Annotated in this window: 22 protein-coding genes; 8 read left to right on the top strand and 14 right to left on the bottom strand. The window is 67.8% G+C overall.

The genetic code is table 11. From position 1 onward, the window contains the following. The first annotated feature begins 42 nt into the window (after positions 1-42). Positions 43-195, top strand: coding sequence for a hypothetical protein (locus tag DMB37_RS40870; RefSeq protein ID WP_167769070.1), 153 nt, complete (start codon positions 43-45; stop codon positions 193-195). A 155-nt stretch (positions 196-350) separates the two neighbouring features. On the opposite strand, the gene DMB37_RS38380 is transcribed toward DMB37_RS40870, so the two are convergent. After that, complete coding sequence (locus DMB37_RS38380; protein ID WP_135236911.1) at positions 351-1,331, bottom strand: aldo/keto reductase; 981 nt, start codon at positions 1,329-1,331, stop codon at positions 351-353. 2 nt (positions 1,332-1,333) lie between these two features. Next, the gene (locus tag DMB37_RS38375; protein ID WP_135236910.1) at positions 1,334-2,209 is read right to left on the bottom strand and encodes a DMT family transporter; all 876 of its coding nucleotides are present in this window, start codon (positions 2,207-2,209) and stop codon (positions 1,334-1,336) included. A 129-nt stretch (positions 2,210-2,338) separates the two neighbouring features. Between DMB37_RS38375 and DMB37_RS38370 the strand changes: the two genes are divergently transcribed. Continuing rightward, positions 2,339-2,767 carry an Lrp/AsnC family transcriptional regulator gene (locus DMB37_RS38370; protein ID WP_240772017.1) on the top strand — a complete coding sequence of 143 codons (429 nt, stop codon included), beginning with the start codon at positions 2,339-2,341 and terminating at the stop codon, positions 2,765-2,767. Between the two features lie 14 nt (positions 2,768-2,781). Here the strand turns inward: DMB37_RS38370 and DMB37_RS38365 are convergent, their stop codons facing one another. From DMB37_RS38365 to DMB37_RS38345, 5 genes are all read right to left on the bottom strand, one after another. Continuing rightward, a complete protein-coding gene (locus DMB37_RS38365; RefSeq protein ID WP_135236909.1) occupies positions 2,782-3,054 on the bottom strand; it encodes a hypothetical protein in 273 nt (90 codons plus the stop codon). Positions 3,055-3,114: 60 nt separating this feature from the next. After that, positions 3,115-3,957, bottom strand: coding sequence for a hypothetical protein (locus DMB37_RS38360; protein WP_206055117.1), 843 nt, complete (start codon positions 3,955-3,957; stop codon positions 3,115-3,117). A gap of 6 nt (positions 3,958-3,963) precedes the next feature. Beyond that, positions 3,964-4,173: a hypothetical protein gene (locus DMB37_RS38355; RefSeq protein ID WP_135236908.1), complete on the bottom strand. Its 210-nt coding sequence runs from the start codon at positions 4,171-4,173 to the stop codon at positions 3,964-3,966. A gap of 60 nt (positions 4,174-4,233) precedes the next feature. Then, complete coding sequence (locus DMB37_RS38350; RefSeq protein ID WP_240772015.1) at positions 4,234-5,181, bottom strand: ADP-ribosylglycohydrolase family protein; 948 nt, start codon at positions 5,179-5,181, stop codon at positions 4,234-4,236. 64 nt (positions 5,182-5,245) lie between these two features. Continuing rightward, the gene (locus tag DMB37_RS38345) at positions 5,246-6,115 is read right to left on the bottom strand and encodes an LLM class flavin-dependent oxidoreductase (protein ID WP_135236907.1); all 870 of its coding nucleotides are present in this window, start codon (positions 6,113-6,115) and stop codon (positions 5,246-5,248) included. Between the two features lie 198 nt (positions 6,116-6,313). Between DMB37_RS38345 and DMB37_RS38340 the strand changes: the two genes are divergently transcribed. The 4 genes from DMB37_RS38340 to DMB37_RS38325 all read left to right on the top strand — a co-directional run bounded on the left by DMB37_RS38340 (position 6,314) and on the right by DMB37_RS38325 (position 9,937). Continuing rightward, positions 6,314-6,886, top strand: coding sequence for a MepB family protein (locus tag DMB37_RS38340; protein ID WP_135238076.1), 573 nt, complete (start codon positions 6,314-6,316; stop codon positions 6,884-6,886). A 166-nt stretch (positions 6,887-7,052) separates the two neighbouring features. Further along, entirely contained in the window at positions 7,053-8,771 is a 1,719-nt protein-coding gene (locus DMB37_RS38335) for an FAD-dependent oxidoreductase (protein WP_240772007.1), read from the top strand. Positions 8,772-8,801: 30 nt separating this feature from the next. Beyond that, positions 8,802-9,401, top strand: coding sequence for a hypothetical protein (locus DMB37_RS38330; protein WP_135236905.1), 600 nt, complete (start codon positions 8,802-8,804; stop codon positions 9,399-9,401). Between the two features lie 89 nt (positions 9,402-9,490). After that, positions 9,491-9,937: a nuclear transport factor 2 family protein gene (locus DMB37_RS38325; RefSeq protein WP_107656206.1), complete on the top strand. Its 447-nt coding sequence runs from the start codon at positions 9,491-9,493 to the stop codon at positions 9,935-9,937. A 7-nt stretch (positions 9,938-9,944) separates the two neighbouring features. Here DMB37_RS38325 and DMB37_RS38320 read toward each other — a convergent pair whose 3' ends face one another. Continuing rightward, positions 9,945-10,199, bottom strand: coding sequence for a DUF6886 family protein (locus DMB37_RS38320; protein ID WP_370465278.1), 255 nt, complete (start codon positions 10,197-10,199; stop codon positions 9,945-9,947). A gap of 68 nt (positions 10,200-10,267) precedes the next feature. On the opposite strand from DMB37_RS38320, the gene DMB37_RS38315 reads away from it, so the two are divergent. Beyond that, complete coding sequence (locus DMB37_RS38315) at positions 10,268-10,465, top strand: hypothetical protein (RefSeq protein WP_135236904.1); 198 nt, start codon at positions 10,268-10,270, stop codon at positions 10,463-10,465. Between the two features lie 174 nt (positions 10,466-10,639). On the opposite strand, the gene DMB37_RS38310 is transcribed toward DMB37_RS38315, so the two are convergent. Then, a complete protein-coding gene (locus tag DMB37_RS38310) occupies positions 10,640-11,035 on the bottom strand; it encodes a nuclear transport factor 2 family protein (protein ID WP_135236903.1) in 396 nt (131 codons plus the stop codon). Between the two features lie 263 nt (positions 11,036-11,298). On the opposite strand from DMB37_RS38310, the gene DMB37_RS38305 reads away from it, so the two are divergent. Beyond that, positions 11,299-11,781, top strand: coding sequence for a hypothetical protein (locus DMB37_RS38305; protein ID WP_135236902.1), 483 nt, complete (start codon positions 11,299-11,301; stop codon positions 11,779-11,781). Positions 11,782-11,785: 4 nt separating this feature from the next. Here DMB37_RS38305 and DMB37_RS38300 read toward each other — a convergent pair whose 3' ends face one another. The 5 genes from DMB37_RS38300 to DMB37_RS38280 are packed head-to-tail and all read right to left on the bottom strand — an operon-like array spanning position 11,786 to position 17,013. Beyond that, positions 11,786-12,574, bottom strand: coding sequence for an ABC transporter permease (locus DMB37_RS38300; RefSeq protein ID WP_107656203.1), 789 nt, complete (start codon positions 12,572-12,574; stop codon positions 11,786-11,788). Beyond that, the gene (locus tag DMB37_RS38295; RefSeq protein WP_135236901.1) at positions 12,561-13,520 is read right to left on the bottom strand and encodes an ABC transporter ATP-binding protein; all 960 of its coding nucleotides are present in this window, start codon (positions 13,518-13,520) and stop codon (positions 12,561-12,563) included. The genes DMB37_RS38300 and DMB37_RS38295 overlap by 14 nt, the downstream gene beginning before the upstream one ends. After that, on the bottom strand, positions 13,483-15,030 hold the full coding sequence (locus DMB37_RS38290; RefSeq protein WP_135236900.1) for an SDR family NAD(P)-dependent oxidoreductase: 1,548 nt from the start codon (positions 15,028-15,030) through the stop codon (positions 13,483-13,485). The genes DMB37_RS38295 and DMB37_RS38290 overlap by 38 nt, the downstream gene beginning before the upstream one ends. Continuing rightward, complete coding sequence (locus DMB37_RS38285) at positions 15,027-15,275, bottom strand: acyl carrier protein (protein ID WP_167769067.1); 249 nt, start codon at positions 15,273-15,275, stop codon at positions 15,027-15,029. The genes DMB37_RS38290 and DMB37_RS38285 overlap by 4 nt, the downstream gene beginning before the upstream one ends. Continuing rightward, the gene (locus DMB37_RS38280; RefSeq protein WP_167769066.1) at positions 15,265-17,013 is read right to left on the bottom strand and encodes an HAD family hydrolase; all 1,749 of its coding nucleotides are present in this window, start codon (positions 17,011-17,013) and stop codon (positions 15,265-15,267) included. Before DMB37_RS38280 ends, DMB37_RS38285 begins: the two co-directional genes overlap by 11 nt. Position 17,014: the final 1 nt, after the last annotated feature.

The following is a 17,014-nucleotide window of genomic DNA, read 5'->3' as shown; positions in this document are numbered from 1 at the left end:
TGTGTTCCGGGTCCGGATCCCGACGCCAACAACTACCTGGACGTGCTCGTCCCGGATCTCACGCCGAACGGCCCGTTCACTCCGGCCACGGTCGACCGGGTGGTGCTGACCCCGCACGGCGAGGTGAAGCTTCCCTGGCCCCTGTTCATCCACTTCATGACGGCACTGGAGTTGGCCGAGGACATCGCGACCTAGGCTCCGTTCCTCACCGCCGACAGCGCCTGCGCACCAACCACCTTGCGGCACCATCGACTGAGATCGCGGACCACAGTGCATCTTCCGTCCCGGCTATTCGCGCGCCGGCGAAGCGAACACGCGAACCTCAGTGCGAACGCCGTTCCACGCCAACGCTATTGGTGGCCGAGTACGGGGTGCGGCCGATAGGGCGCTTGCAGGGTCGCAATCTCCGTCTCGCTCAACTGGATCGGCATCGCGGCTATCGCATCCGCGAGGTGCCTCGTCTTCGTCGCTCCGATGATCGGCGCGGTTACCCCGGGGCGGCCCAGTAGCCAGGCCAAGGCGATCTGGGCGGGTGGGAGGTCGCGTTCGGCGGCGACCTTGCGTACCGCGTCGACTATGTCGAAGTCGTCGTCGGTGTACATGGTGTCCGCGATGGGGTCGGTGCCGGAGCGCACGGTGGTCAGGGCGCCGCCGCGTTCGCGGGAGCCGGTGAGTAGTCCGCGGGCCAGGGGGCTCCACGGGATGATGCCGACGCCCTGGTCTCGGCAGAGTGGGATCATTTCACGCTCTTCTTCTCGGTAGGCGAGGTTGTAGTGGTTCTGCATCGAGATGAATTTCGTCCAGCCGTGCGTCTCGGCGACGTGCTGCGCCTTGGCGAACTGCCAGGCGAACATGCTGGAGGCGCCGAGGTATCTGGCTTTTCCGGCGGTGACGACGTCATGCAGGGCGTGCATGGTCTCCTCGATCGGAGTCTCGTTGTCCCAGCGGTGGATCTGATACAGGTCGACGTAGTCGACGCCGAGCCGGTCGAGCGATGCGTCGATGGCGGACATGATGTGCTTGCGGGACAAGCCTTTGTCGTTCGGGCCGGGGCCCATCGGGAAGTAGACCTTGGTGGCCAGCACGTAGTCGTCGCGGCGGGGAAACAGCTGGGCGAGCAGCCGACCGGTGATCAGCTCGCTGGCCCCGTCGGAGTACATGTCCGCAGTGTCGAAGAACGTGACGCCCGATTCGACGGCCTGCCGGACGATCGGTGCCGCGGCATCCTCGTCGAGCATCCAGGCCCACGAGTCGGGGCTGCCGTAGCTCATCATGCCGAGGCAGATTCGGGACACGGTGAGACCGGAGGTGCCCAACCGGAGGTACTCCATCGCTACTCCTTGCTTTCTTGGTGGATCAGGACACCGACGGCGATCAACGCGATGCCGGTCAACTCCTGGAGGGCGGGGATCTGGGTGAGCACCACGATCCCGATCACCGTCGCGACGGCGGGCAGGATGCTCAGCATCAATGCGAAGGTGTGGCGCCGTAATCGGGCCATAGCGAGCTGGTCGGTGACGTACGGGATGACCGACGAGCAGACGCCGACGCCCACGCCGGCCAACAGCGCCGCCGGGCTGGTGAGAGCGGGGACTGCCGCGCCGAGACAGAACGGTGTCGCGACGACTGCGGCGATCAGCATCGCGGCGGCGAGCTGGTCGACGCCGGACAGTCCCCCGCCGGTGTTCGCGATCCGGTGGCCGAGGAGCACATAGAGCATGAACAGCGCGCAGTTCACGAAGGCGAAGACGAAACCCCATGGCGCACCGGTTAACTGGACATCGACCAACGCGACCACCCCGGCGATGGCGAGCACGAGGGCGATCCCGTTGCGGCCGTTGCGTACACCGATCGCGGCGAGCACGATCGTGCCGAGGAATTCGATCGCCCCGACGGTGGCCAGCGGTAGCCGCTCGATGGCCAGGTAGAACGTCGCGTTCATGGTCGCGAGCACGACACCGAGCCCGAGCAGTACCCACCGCTGCTCCGGCGTGAGCCGACGAACGAGCCGCCACGGCCTGCGCCATACCGCGAAAACCACTGCGGCAGCAGCGATTCGCAGCCAAGCCACGCCCAGCACGTCCACGCGGGCGAACAGCAGCACGGCGAAAGCCGGCCCCAGATAATGGAAGATCGCGCTGATGCCGAAGTAGGCCGACGCCGGTACCCGCGGTGTTCGCCGCGTAGCGAGCCCGGACGGTGTTGTCATGCGGAGTATCTTCCTAAGAAATACTCCCCGCCGGAATGGCACTATCCAGGAAGAGGAAGTGAGTTGGCTGGAAAATCAAGGCACAATGGCCAAGATTCCTTAACCGAACGATCGCGGCTGCTGGACGCGGTGAACGTGCAACTGCTCAACGAACTACACGCCGATCCACGGCTGTCCATGTCCGAGCTCGCCCGCCGCGTCGGTATGTCGGCGCCCGCGGTCACCGAGCGGGTGCAGCGACTGGAACGCGACGGCGTGATCACCGGCTTCCGGATGGAGGTCGACCCGGCCGCCCTCGGCATGCCGGTGGCCGCGCTGGTGCGCATCCGCCCCGGCCCCGGCCAGCTCCCGAAAATCGTTGCAGCGGCCCGAGATACACCGCAGGTGGTGCAGTGCTTCCGCATCACCGGCGAGGACTGTTTCCTGCTCCAGGTGCACGGGCCGTCGATCGCTCAACTCGAGGAAATACTCGACAGGTTCCTCATGTTCGGGCAGACGACCACGTCGATCGTCGTCGCCGAGCCGGTACCGCGCCGGCCGTTGCCCATCCCATCCTGAACCCGCAGGCCCGGTCAGTGCGGAATGCGGCAGTGCGGACGTGGCTTCGGGCGTGCCGACAGATGTGCTTCGATGACCTGCACCACCTGGTAGGCGCGCTCGGTATGCGCGAGCAGCGGTAAGTACTCGACGCTGCGGGCGAGCGCAGGCAGATCGATGGTCAGGTACATCGCCATCAGTGGATTCACGAACAGTTCGGTGCCGTTGGTGCGGGCTGTGGCGTGCACGTCACCGAACTCGCCGCGCAGCGCGTCGGCGATCTGGGAGTGAACAATGCTGGGCCGCAACGGCGTATCGGTGACGGAGTGCCGAACGGCGGCAAGGTATGCCGCGGCGCCGGCGGTGCTTCACCAGCCGCCCTCGAAGAAGGCCAGCAGGGCGGGGGCCGAGTCTGTGGCGGTGGACGTGTTCACCACGGCGATGACGAGCGCGGCCAGCGACACCACTGTGAAGAGGGCGCCGAAGGAACCCCACGTGCGTCTGGTTCGGCTGTCGGAGGAGTCCGTTCGCTTGAACGCGGTCCATGACGCGATGCTTATGGCGAGGAGGATGAGGGCCGCGACGGCGGCGATAACGGCCATCGCCAGGTGGTAGCGGGCGAAGTCGCCGATCATCGCGTCGAGGGCAGGCGGGGTTCGGCCACCTGCGCTAAGGGAGTCGGCGAGTTGCAGCCGGATTTGGTCGAGCGTGTCGGCGAGTGCGCCATCGGGTGCGCCTGCTGTCAGCAGTGGTAGCAGTGACGAAAAGGGGGCTACCGCACCCTGGATGTTGGCCATTACCAGCACTGATGAGCCGAGTGCGAGCAGCGTGACCAGTGCGCCGGCCGATGCGAAGGCGAGGCTGTTTCGCCTACCACTCAGGAATGCCCGCCAGAGCAAAACGGCGAGTGCGCCGAGCACGACCAGCAATACAGCCGCGATCAAGGCTTTGACCACGTGGTAGCGGAACCAATAATCGACAACGTTGGATAAGGCAGGCGGGAAATCCCGGTCGCCGGAACCCCAGTACTCGACGAACGCCACGCGAAGAGTCGCGCGAAGGCTGCTTTCATCGCCGAAGTCGCTCGAGCCGTTCGCCGCCAGCTTGCCCGGAGCGGCGATGAAAGCGGCCACCAGACCCACGGCGAGCGCGACGAGCAGGGCGACCGAAGGACCGGAGATGCCAGCGGACCGCGAAGCGTTTGCGTACACGCGTGCCTAGACCAACTCGATCTCGTCGAATCCGACGGTCAGACTGTGCCGCCGCTCTCGCAGCACATTTCCTTCCCGGTGGACCGCGCCCTCACCGAAGTCGATGCGCAGCTTCGCGGTCCGGGCGTCGACCGCCCGCACGACCGCGCAGACACCGCTGAACGGCCCTTCCGGGAAGTAGACGACATCACCTGGCGCATATTCGGTAAACCCCACGTCGTCAGAGTAATCCAAGTCAGGAGTCGGCAGCGGGGACCCGCAGATCAGCCGAGCACCTCAGGACGCACCGGTCAACCAGCTCCGAACGCGACCGATGCCGGAGTGTTTGCGTCGGCGCGGCGGATCGAACCAGTCGGGCAACGGTTCGCGCGCGGCGAGCCAGTACTGCGGCACTGCGGCGGTGCCCGTGTAGGCGGCGACGATTCCGCCGACGATGGCGCTGGTCGTGTCGATATCTCCGTCTGCCGCAATGCATGTCGTAATCGCGGTCCGATAGTCGTGCAGATGTGTCGCGGCGACCCACGTCGTGAACGGCACAGTGTTCTGCGCGGTGACCCGAGAGCCGTTGCCCAGTTCGGCCGCGGCCTCGCCGACGGAGGCACCGAGCAGGGCGCGGGCACGATGAATCAGGCGGGTCGTCTCGCCGTCGTCGAGGTGGTCTAGGACGGCGGTGATGAACTCCGCTGGCGTGGGCCGTGTTCCGCGCAACCGGGCATGCGCGGCTTGCCCGGCCGCGAGCGCAACCGCGACCGTGCCGAGGACACCTTCACGATGCATATGGGTCACCTGCGCCGACCGGACCGCTTCGGCGACAATCCTTTTCGGGTCACCGGCGTAGAAGGCACCCAGCGGGGCGACCCGCATGGCTCCACCGTTGCCACAGGAACCCTGGTTGTCGTACGCCGCGCCGGACACTTCCCGCCAGTGCGCGCCCTCCCGAATCCGACGCAACGTGCTGACGGCTATGAAGCCGTACTCACGGCGCGGGTCGAACCTTCGCGCGAAGGCAGCGGCCAGCCGATCCTGGTCGATGCCGCCGTGGCGGCCGAGCTCGGCGACCACGGAGCAGGCCATTTCGGTGTCGTCGGTCCATCCCCACGGGCCGGCCGGGAGATTGTCGGTGCCGAGATCCGGAATCGACCGTCGCATGACGGGGAATTCCGCACCCAACGCGTCCCCCACGGACAACCCGTCCAGTGAATCCAGCATCAAGTCGATATGCATCGCGTTCGATGGTAACCGTGGCGGTGGCGGAGGTCGGCGTGCACCTGGACTGAGAGCCCGTCCGTCAGAGCGTCGGTGGCCCCTGGTTGATGCGCCGCATGATCGGTGCGAGTCGGTGCAGAGCCTCGGTGGTCATCAGCTGACGTTCATCCCACCAGGTCGCGCCCGCCTCGGCGAGTGGCGCAATCAGGTCCCTGGCCTTATCCGGATCGCCCGGACTGACGCCGCCGACTACGACCTCGAATGGCTTGTCCTGGTGTTCTTTTCGATGTTCGTGCACATAGGTGACGACATCACGCAGCTCATCGACGGGCGGCACATGCCCGTGGCTCGCGCTGGTGAACAGGGGAACGACGCCGTCCCAGCGCGCGGCTCGGCGGAACGGGCGCCGACGGGGCCAGAACCCGCCGATCCAGACCGGCGGGCGGGGCTGTTGAGTCGAGGCAGGCAGCAACGTGACGTCTCGGACCTCGTAATGCTTGCCGAGATGGTCGACTCGCTCACCGGACCAATAGCGCTGCAGCAATTCCAGGCCTTCGTCCAGACGCTCGGCGAGCACGACGGGATCGGTCGGCTCGCCGAAGCTGCCGAATTCATCCGCTACCGGGCCACCGAGGCCCGCGCTGAAAATAACCCGGCCGCCGCTGAGCGAGTCCAGAGTCGCCACCTGGCGGGCGAGTTGTTCCGGCCGTCGCCGAGCCACCGGAGTAACCAGCGCACCCAGCCTGATCCGGGATGTCGCCAACGCTGCCGCAGTGAGCAGCATCCACGGATCACCGAACGGCTGCCCCCGCCGTTCCACCTTGTCGTGCACCACGTGGTCCCAGATGAACAGCGCGTCCCAGCCCGCCTGTTCCGCCGCGACGGCCGCCGTCGCGACCGTCCTGGCATCGGCGAAGTCCCCGAAGTTCGGAATGTTGATCGAGAAACGCATACCGGAATAGTGCTAGCCCGCACCCATCCCTGGCAATGGAATTGAACGCCGCGACAGCGCTACTCGCCCGGAATGGGAGTATTCCCCCGCGCCGGCGAAGCAGGGCGCGACTGCTGGACCAGCTTCGAGAAGGTCCGGCTCGGCCATTGCGGCCCGCCGAGTTCTGTCGGTGGCCCATGCCAAGGTGGCCGCGTGATCATGAACGGCGAGCACGCCACCGACCTACCGCCCGCCGACCTGACGCCATGGTCGACGACCGTCGTCGACGGCGACCTGCACATGGCGAAAGTACTCGTGTACGACCCCTGCGGGTTCGTCTGCTCACCACCGCTCCCCGAAGCCGAGAGCGCCGCGTACGCCGCTCATTCGTTCACCGTCGACGGCCGCTCGATCCGGTTCCGCGCGGCCAAGACGACCCCCACCAAAGTCGGGCAATTCGTCACCGTGTGGAAGCGGTCCCCGGGTGGGCCGATCCAACCCTTCGACCGCACCGACCCCGTCGACCTCTTCGTCATCAGCACTCGGGAGCGGGAGCAGTTGGGCCAGTTCGTCTTTCCTGCGCACGTGCTGCACGAGCGTGGGGTCCTCGCGTCGGCGGGCGGCGGCGGGAAACGGGCGTTCCGCGTCTATCCGCCGTGGGCGCACACCACCAACCGTCAGGCGGCCGGCGCGCAGGCATGGCAGCTGGAGCACTTCCTGCCGCTGCACCGTGACAAACCGCTCGATGCGGCGCGTGCCCGGATGCTCTATCACCGATCTGCGAAAAGTTGACTGGCAGTGCGCATCTGCCACGAATCGCCCTTGCCACCGGCCGGGGAGCCGAGTTCGCCGGTGCGGCCTGCGGATTCGGGTACCGTCTGCGGCCGTCATGGCAGAGCGGCTCCACGGTGCGGGAGGTTGGGGATTGGCAGAGAGTGCAGTTTCGCGGCGCCGTCTGATGCGCGGAACCCTGGGGGTCGTCGCTTCCGGCGCTATTGCGGCGACGGCGTGCGCGCCGGCCGCTTCCGAGAACGCCGGGCGTGACCGTAGTGCCGTGCTTGCCCGGCAGCTGCTCGGGGTCGACGAGAACGGAAACGACCGCACGCTGGACTATCTGAAGATCCTCATCGATAACGGTCTGCCCGCGACGGATCGGCGCAAGAAGATCATTGTCGTCGGGGCAGGACCGGCGGGGTTGACTGCGGCAAATCTGCTGGCCGAGGCCGGGCATCAGGTCACGGTGTTGGAGGCCAACGGGAATCGAACGGGTGGGCGAGTCAAGACATTTCGTGGAGTATTCACCGATCCTGCGCTGCACGCCGAGGCGGGGGCGATGCGGTTGTCCAGTGCGCACCCGATGGTGTTGGCGCTCGCGGACAAGCTCGGGGTGCCGCGCAGGCCGTTCTACAACTCCGACGTGCTCGTGGAAACGCCCACTCCCCCGACTCCCCCGGTGTTCTATCGATCGCGCACCGGCGAGGAGTGGTCCAATGGGCCGAGGCAGCGTTATGTGCCGCCGCCCTCGGCCGGGCGCGGTCTGCTCCGGGTCAACGGAATCACCACCACCCGAGGCGAATACGCCGCGAATCCGGGCGCGGTGCACGCGGGCTTCGGCTGCGGATTGGCGACCGCGAGCCGGCAAGCCCTCGGTGCCGCGTTGCGTCAGGTCGCACTGTTGGACGACCAGCCGATCGAGCGGCAGGTCGAGGGGTGGACCGAGTTGCTGCACACCTACGAAAACCATTCCCTGCGGCGCTATCTCAGGGAGCAGGGCTGGCCGAAGGAACGCATCGAGGCGGTCGGCACACTCGAGAATCTGACCGCCCGGCTGCGGCACAGCGTCGTCTTCCCGCTCGTCGATCACACGCTCGTCCCGCCCGATGCGACCTACTGGGAACTGGCGGGCGGCATGGCCTCGCTCACCGATGCCCTGACCGCGCGACTCGGACCCGCCATCCTGATGGGCAAGCGAATGACCCGGCTGGAACAGACCGAGCACGGCGTACGGGTCTGGACCACCGGCGAGACCGGCGACGAAAGCTCCGACGGTCAGCCGATCGGTCCGGTCGAGTCGTTCGAGGCCGATTACGCGATCGTGGCCATCCCGCTCTCCGCCGCCCGGTTCTGCACCTTCGACCCGCCGCTGTCCTACGGCAAGCGCCGGGCCATCATCGAACTGCACCACGACGCGGCGACGAAAGTCCTGCTGGAGTTCAAGACTCGCTTCTGGGAGCAGGGGCCGGGCGGGTTCCGCGGCGGCCGCTGCATCACCGATTCGCCCAGCCGGAACCTCTATTTTCCCTCGCACGTCGAGGATTCCGACGGCGGCGTGGTACTGGCGTCCTACACCTTCGCCGACGATGCGATGCGCTGGGATTCGCTCACCGAGGGCGAACGCATCCACTTCGCGATGGCCGGGCTGCGCGAACTGTTCGGCCCGCGGGTGGACACCGAATTCACCGGCGTCGGCCTGACCCAGAGCTGGGTGCGCGCCCGCTACGCACTCGGCGAGGCCGCCATCCCCACCCCCGGCCAACTGCACGACCACCACGGCGCCACCCGAACGGTCGAAGGCAGAACACATTTCGCCGGCGACCACACCAGCCTCGACACCGCATGGATCCAAGGCGCCCTGGAAAGTGGCGTGCGCGCCGCAGTCGAGGTCCATCGACGCTGAGCACGTGGCCGCTGTCGTATTGTCGGCAGCGTGAGTCCGGAGACGCCCGATGTCCTCGAACAGAGCCGGGAACGGAGCAGGCAAGCGCACGAGATCCTCGGCCGGTTGCGGCTTTTCGAGCGCTGGCAGGAGTTCGGGTCGCCGGTCCTGGTGGGCGCGGTGGCCTGCGAGTTGGCGCTGGCGCCGGACATCGACGTCGAGATCTATTGCGACACACCACGGATCGAGGATGGCTTCACCGTGTTGCGGGACTGCGCGATGCTCGACGGGGTGCGTAAGGCGCGGTTCGGTAACCACCTGGACGACGCCGACGAAGGGCTGTACTGGCGGCTCGACTACCGCGCCGCCGACGGCACCGACTGGAAGATCGACATGTGGGCCCTGGCCCGTAACCATCCCGGTCCTTGCGCCGCGCAACTGGTGCGTCCGCTGCGCGACGCGCTGACTCCGGAAACCCGGCGCGCGATTCTGGAGCTGAAGTCGCTGATGCAGCGCGGAGCGATCCCGCGGTGCCCGTCCATCGACGTCTACCGCGCCGTCATCGACGGCGGGCTTCGTTCCGGCAGCGACCTTTCCGAGTGGGTGACGGCGCACCCGCGCAGCGACCTCACGTTCTGGCAGCCCGGTTAGCGGCCTGCCGAATCTGTCGGTGGGTTCTGGCAGGGTGGGTTTCGACCAAACGTGCCCGCTGATCGGTTCGGCGGGGAAGCAGGAGGGGAATGATGACCGACATCGCGAACGGGACGGACGAGGCGCAGATCCGAGGCGTGATCGATAAGTGGGTGGCGGCGTTCCGGGATCGCGACGTGGACGCGGCCATGGCGATCCACTCCGCGGACACGGTGTCGTTCGATATCGTGCCGCCGCTGCGCTTCGTCGGAACGGACGCCTATCGCAAACCGTGGGAGGAGACGTTCCAGAACTTCGCCGGCCCGATCAATTTCGAGATCCGCGACCTGGACATCACCATCGGCGGCGACCTCGCCTTCAGTCGCAGCCTCAACCGGATGATGGGCACCATGGCCGACGGCCAGCAGACCGACCTCTGGTTCCGCTGGACCGCCTGTTTCCAGAAGCGCGACGGGCAGTGGCTCATCGTGCACGACCACACCTCGGCACCCACGGACTTCGCCACCGGCGCAGCGGTCCTCGACCTCACCCCATAGGACCAGCTCAGGCCCGAGGTCGCGCCGCAGGCAACCGGATGCCACTGAAACCCAGCGAGCTGGCGGTCGCGGCATCCCAGAAGTCCCACAGATTCGGCAGGATGCGCAGCTGAATCCCGGCTTCCTCATGCAACTTCAGCAGATCGCCGACCCTGCGCGGCGGCGCCAACGGCTCGACCGGCACCGTCGCCACGTGCGCGTGCGATACCGGGGAGCCGAAGTGTCCGGATCGGCGCGGCAGACAATCGAACTGGTGCAGCAACTCGGCGGCGGCGGTTGCGCACGGCGTGGCGGCGAAACGGTGGGGCGGTGTGGCGCGATGGGGACTGTATGCGTACCGACCTCACTTGCGGTGAGCGGCGGCAAGCCGTACGACGGCTGGTCGCCGTGTGCCATCTGATGAATCAGCTGGTCGACTTGGCGGAAGGGGGGTCGTCGGAGGCGTTGATCGCGCAGGCGCATGCGACGCGCCGACTATTACAGGATCTCGTTCTCGACATGGTGGCGACGGCCGACTCCGACGGCTGAGGCGACCAGATCGCCGATATTGCTTCGGCGTGCCGTCAATCCAGACGGGGGACCAGACCGAACGTAGATGTGTAGGCATCGATGTTTCGGAATGAGGTCACCATGACACACCCGCGGTTCGGTCCAGCCCGGCTCGCAGCGACGTCCGCGTCCGAAGAGCCGTCGCGGCGCACCTCACTCGGCCAAGGCCGTGCGCCAGCACCAGGTGTCGGTGTACTGGTGCAACGCACTGAGCTTCCCGTCCGAAACGTGCCAGACGTGCGCGAACTCGGCATCCACGGCCTTGCCGGTCGCGCGCGCCGTGCCGCGGTAATGCCCGGTGACGATCACGGCATTGTCCTGCGCCTCGTACCAGGTCTCGGCGAACGGCGCGATCTCGAAGTCACCGAACACCGGCCCCCACACTCCGTTCAGCGCGGCCATCGGACCCTCCGGCGCGGTGTCGGTGACGCTCGGCATCCCGGGTGCGATGCGAGCCGTGAACCGCGGGTGCAGCGCGTCGAGGATCGCGGCCGCGTCGTCGGATTGTGTTGCCAGATAGAACTTTTCTACTACTTCCCGATTGCTCATGACTCGATATTAGAGGGATCGTTCTATATCGGCCAGCGGGGTGGCGGTGATTCAAGGCACAACCAGGCGCGCCGCGAGATCGGTTGCGTAGCAGGCTATGACCGGCGACGCGACCGCAGCATTCGCGCGGCGTTTGCGGTGCCGCGCTGACATCGTGCGGCTATCATTTAGTTAATCGTTCGGTATACCGGGGGTCGGGTGGTAGCCGAGAGCAGCTCGGCGAGTCATGACAAGGCAGGGGTTGAGTGGCCACGATCGCGCAATTGAGGGCAATTCTCGCGGTGCTGCATATCGACCCAGGCGAGATGGATGTCCCCGCGCACAACGACACCGCGGTCGAACGCGCCAAGCTGGCGGCGCTGCTGCAACGGGTCTTCAGCAGCGAACTGCGCAGCGCGGTCACCACCGCGCCGGACCAGAACGAGCTGGCCAGGCGCTGGACCGCGGCGAGCACCCAACCCGCGCTGGACGGCGAAAACGCCACCGAGCAGGCCCATTTCGACGCGCACTGGCTGCACAACCGGATCGACGCGCTGGCCCCGCGCGACACCTCCGACCAGGCCCCGGTGCTGCTCGACGCCGCGGCCAGGGCCGCCGAGGCCGCGCAGGTGCTGCTCTCACTGAGCAGCGGCAACCCGCACGGCGACGGCACCGAACCGCTCTGGCAGACCGCGCTCGACGACCTGGCCTCCGCGTTTCACCTGATCAACGACGAACACAACGCGATCACCCAGCCGATCGAGTAGCGCGTCAGCTCCGGCCGACCTTGCTGTGGTTGAGCCGGAACTTGAACAGGGCGACCAGTCCGCCTGCCACGCCGACGGCGAGCAGGATCAGGCACGGCTTGACGATGTCGCCGAAGCCGGCGCCGTGCAGGATGACGTCCTGATATCCCTTCAGCGCCCAGTACTGCGGCGTGTACGGCGACAACGCGCGCGCCCAGGCGGGCAGGGTGTCGCGCGGGGTGATCGTGCCCGCGAGACCACCGATGGCGAGCGAACCGACCTGCGCCATGATCGCGAGCTGATCGATGGTCCGGCACAGCGAGACGAGCGCGATGCCGAATCCCCAGGTCGCGACGGCGAGCGACGCGGTGAGCGGAACGAGCAGCCAGGTCGATCCCTTGCTGTGCAGGTCCCACAGCGTGAATGCGACCAACCACAGGAAGGTCAGCTGGAACACCGAGAACAGCACGGACGGGAAGGACTTCCCGAGGATCACCTCCACCGCGCGCACCGGCGCGGCCCGCAACCGATCCCAGGTCCCCCACTCGTGTTCGCGGAAGAACGAGGCGCCGAGCAGCGTCGTGATGAAGAACGCGAACAGCACGATCGTGCCCGGTCCCGACTGCTCGATGCCGGTGGCGTCGAAGTATCCGGTCAACCGCAGCTGCGCCCGGTTGGCGGGTGTCAGGAACGCCATCATGCCGATGGGCAGCACCATCATCACGATCAGTTGGGCCGGGTCGGAACGAATGCGGCGCAGATCCGCCCAGGACAACGCGCGTACCCGATCGACGGCAGAGTCATGCAACAGCATCTCGGATTCCTTCCACGGGCTGGTCGACCGCGTCCTGCGCCGCGCGCATGATCGCCAAGTAGGCGTTCTCCAGATTCGGGTGATGGATCTCCGCGGCCAGCAGCTGGTCGGTGTCGGTGTCCAAGGTGGCGAACAACTGCGCGAGCAGCTGTCCCGGTGTGCTGGTCGGGATGTTCAGTCGTTTCGACTCCAGCACCGCGGCGCCGGGCGCGGCGAGGAACCCGCCGAGGCTCGCGGGGATGGCCGCCGAGAACTCGAGGCTCACCGCGGCCTGCGCGTACTCCTCCACCAGATCCGCGGCACTGCCCTGCGCCAGGATTCGGCCCTCGTGCAGCACGACGACACGCGCGTCGAGCACCTCGAGTTCGGGCAGATAGTGCGTCGCGTACACCACGGCGGCACCCTGGTCGGCCAGGTTGCGCACCTCGGCAAGCAGGTCCTGGCGCGCCGAAACATCGGCGCCGACAGTCGGTTCGTCGAGCCACAGCACATCCGGCTCGTGCAGCAACGCCATCGCGGTGTGCAGTCGCCGCTGCTGGCCACCGGAGAGCTGATGCGCCCGGGTCTGCAGGAAAGGCGTGACGCCGAGCCGCTCGCCGACCTCGGCGATGCGCGCGGTCAGGTCCTTGCGGCCGACGCCCATCAGCCTGCCGAAGAAGAGGAGGTTCTCCGCGGCGGTCAGCGTCGGGTACACGCCGAGTTCCTGCGGCGCGAGACCGAGCTTGCGCCGCGCCTGGCGTGGCTTGCTGCGGATGTCGATGCCGTCGATGCGTACCGTGCCGGAATCGGCGGCGGTCAGACCGGCGACGATCGAGGCCGTCGTGGTCTTGCCCGCACCGTTGGGGCCGAGCAGTCCGACGATCTCGCCGGGCCGCACGGTCAGATCGATACCGGTGAGGACCTGTTTCTTACCGTACGACTTGTTCAGGTCGGCGATCTCCAGCATCCCGCACCTCCTCACTCAGAATTGGCCATGGTGCGCCCCAACCGGCGGCGCCGAGCACCGAGACTTCCCCGGCGACAACGTCTTGCGCGGAGAACGCGTTGACGATGTCGGCGGCGACCGGTGCGATGGGATTGCTCACGGCACGTCCGCCCGGCGTGTTCGTCAGGTCGGTCCACAGCCGCGGTGGCCGCACCACCACGACGTTCCAGGGATGGTGTCGCGCAACGTATTCCGCGAGACCCTCGACGGCCGCCTTGGCCGCCGCGTAGTGCGGCCACCAGCGCGGCGGCGCGAGTACCGCCTCCGAGGAGATCATCACCACCGTCGCGCCTTTGCGGAGCCGGGGCACGCACACCGAGAGCGGGGCGAAGACCAGCCGGGTGCTCGCCGCCATGAACTGTGCGGCGGTCTCGACCGCGTCCGGTGCCAGCGGCAGCGTCGGAATGGCCGGTGCGGCAAGCAGAACCACGCCGTCCAGGGGGCCTTCCGGCAATGCCGCGCCCAATGCGTACCCGTCGCTGGCGTCGGCGAGCACCGGCCACAAGCGATCCCGGTAGGCGTGCGAGGCCGCCGCGAGCACCTCGGGCGCCCTGGTGCAGCTCACCAGGACGCGCGCGCCCTGACTCGCCAAACCCAGTGAGACCGCGGCGCCGAGTCCGCGACTGCCGCCGACGACCAGGATGGTGCGTCCGGCCAGCGCATCCGACGGCGGCAGCACCGCGGCGAGTTCGGCCGGGTCCGGACCGGGCACCGACTCTCTGATCAGACTCTGCACGGTGACATCGGCGCTGGCGCCGCAGCGCATGCCCGCACGCAAGGTGACCAGCCCCGATCGCCGGTCCACCTCGGGTTCGGCGGTCTCGAATGCCACCGCGCCGGAGCCGGATCCGTGCAGCACCACGGTGCAGGCGACGAGCAGGGCATCCCGGCCGGGCGTGCACATGCCGGTCCAGTAACTGGCCCAACCGAGCACCGCCGCAACATGTTCGGGAACACGACCGCCGATCACCCGCGACACGAGTCCCGCGATGAGCGGATAGTCCACCGAGTACGACCCGCGCTCCTGGCTGGGCGACTGCGCGGAATCCCCTGCTACATCGGCCAACCCGAGTACCCGTGGGGCATCGCGGCGCGGCTCGTCCTCGGCGGCGGGACCGCACCACGGCAGCACCGAGCCGAGCCTGCACCGGATGCCGACCACCTCGATGCCGCCGAAGCTGACCCGGCCGCGAGCCTCGCTCTCCGACACCGTCCAGTCGACCTCGTAGCGTCGACCGGGAATCGTCGGCTGCCGGAACGTCGCCCGGATATCGCGCACCGCCATCGGATCGGTGGTCTCGGCCAGTGCCGCCAAGGCGAGGGTGACCACCAGCGCGCCGTGCGCGACCGGCCTACCGTACGGCGAGCGGTGGCCGAAGTCGTTGTCCACGTGCAGCGGGTTCCGATCGCCGACCGCAGCGGCGTAAGTGGCCACGTCCGTGTCGGTAACCCGGAACACCCGGCTGTTCATGACACCCGCTCCTGCCGTGCGGCCGCCACGGTGGCGGCGATCTCGGCCAGCGACGGCTCCGAGGTGAGCGTGCGCTCCGGAAGTTCCACGCCGAAGGCGCGTTCCACCGCGTAGACCAGCCGCACCTGGGCGAGCGAGTCCCAGGTGTCCATGTCCGCGCGGACCGTGTCGGGGCCGTGTGCGGCCGGCTCGCCGACCACCTCGGCGAACAGCTCGAGCAGCTGTTCCATCAGATCAGTAGCCATGTTGAATCTGCGCCTCTCGCACATGCGGGCTGCGTGCGGGCACGCCGCCCGAAAGGTCGTAACCGAACACCGACCCCTGCTCGGACTCCGCCTCCAGCGCGAAGCCGTGCCCGGGGTACAGATCGCGCACCAGCGCGTTGCGGGCGGTCGGGAGATACCGGCCCACCAGTCGCGAACTGCCCTGTGCCAGCGCCCATTCGGCGGCGGCGGCCAGCAGATTGTTCTCCACGTTCCGCCCGATCACCCGGCAGCTGAGCAGCAGCGTGTCGATCTCGACGGTGCCGCCATCGCCTATAGCCTCGGCAAGCAGCACACCGACGATGCCGTGATCGGCGAAGCGGTCTCGCAGGCGCAGCGTGGCCGCGAACCACTGGGGGTCCTCGGCGATCTTGCGGACCTGGGTCTGGGTGTGCCTGCGGGTGGTCAGGTTGAACTGGTTGGTCTTGGCGATCAGCTGCGCGGCCCGGTCGAGGGTGGTGCTGTTGATCGGCTCGATGGTGGCCACCATCTCCAGGCCTGCCAGGAACTCGTCGAGGTTGTCCGTCGCGGTCCGCTCGGCGGCGGCGAGGGCCTGGTAGGAGCGCTGCCTGGTGAAGTCTTCACTGGACAACGAGCCCGGGTGCAGCCACGGCAGCGCCGCCAGTTCGGGGGCGAATTTCGCGGCAGAGGCGGGCAGGCACAGGGCGCGCACCTCCGGGTGTGCCGCGGCGACCTGGGCGCATTCGGCGGGATTGTCGTCCACGAAGACGAAGCTCGACAGGCCGAGCCGGATTTTGTCCGAGATTTCTTGCAGCTGTTCGGATTTGGGACGCCAGTCGGCGACGATGTGGGTGAAGTCCTCGACCCGGAGCACCATGCCCGGCGCCTCCGCGATGGCGCGCAGCGCGAGGTCACGATCGTTCTTGCTGGCCACGGCGAGCAGCACGCCGCGCTCGGTCAGTGCGCGCAGGTAGCGCTGGAAGTCGGCGAACGCCTCGCCGTCCGCGCCGGTGCCGACGCGAATGCCGTCGATGCCGTCGTCGCCGAGGATGCCGCCCCACAGGGTGCCGTCCAGGTCGACGACCACGCAGCGCGCCGAACGGCCACGGTCGGCGGCGATGGTGTCGGCGATGGCCGCGGCGAGCCACGGCAGGCTGTCCGGTGCGTACGGCTGGCGGACGCGGTACCAGCTGCGCGGGTCTTCCCACTGCCGCAAGCCGACCTGGGCGGCCAGCTGCTCGACGTCGACGAAAAGCACTCGGCCCGCGGCATGTTCGGCAAGCCGCGCGTTGACCTCCCGTACCCGATGGGACAGCGATTGCGGCGCGCGCCAGGCCGCCGGTCCGTAAGCGTCCACCGCGGGCGGCGCGAAACCGAGCTGGACGACCCGGACACCGGAGCGCGCGGCCGCGTCCCAGAGGCCGACCCAGCGGTTGACGGTCTCGTCCACCGCGCCGGTGATGTCGTGATGGGTACCGGCCAGCACCACGTAATCGCCCTCGCGGAACGGTGTTTGCGGCGCGAGCAGCACCTGCTCGACCTGGCCGAACGGGAAGGACAGCAGTTCCGGCGTCAACCCGGCCCTGGCGCCTGCCACCGGCAGCAGTTCGGCGAGGAAGTCGGTGGTGTAGGTGGCCAGCAGTGCCATCCGCACCGCGATGCCGGGCGTACCGGGCTCGCGCGCAAGCGCTTTCGCCCGCTGCGTCCACGTCACATAGCCGTCGGCGGGTGAAAGCTGCACTGCCACATCGGTTGCCATG

The organism is Nocardia sp. CS682, assembly GCF_004634405.1.
GTDB classification, from domain to species: Bacteria; Actinomycetota; Actinomycetes; order Mycobacteriales; family Mycobacteriaceae; genus Nocardia; species Nocardia ninae.
Note: the sequence above shows the minus strand (reverse complement) of the source record. Positions and strands in the feature narration are given on the sequence as shown.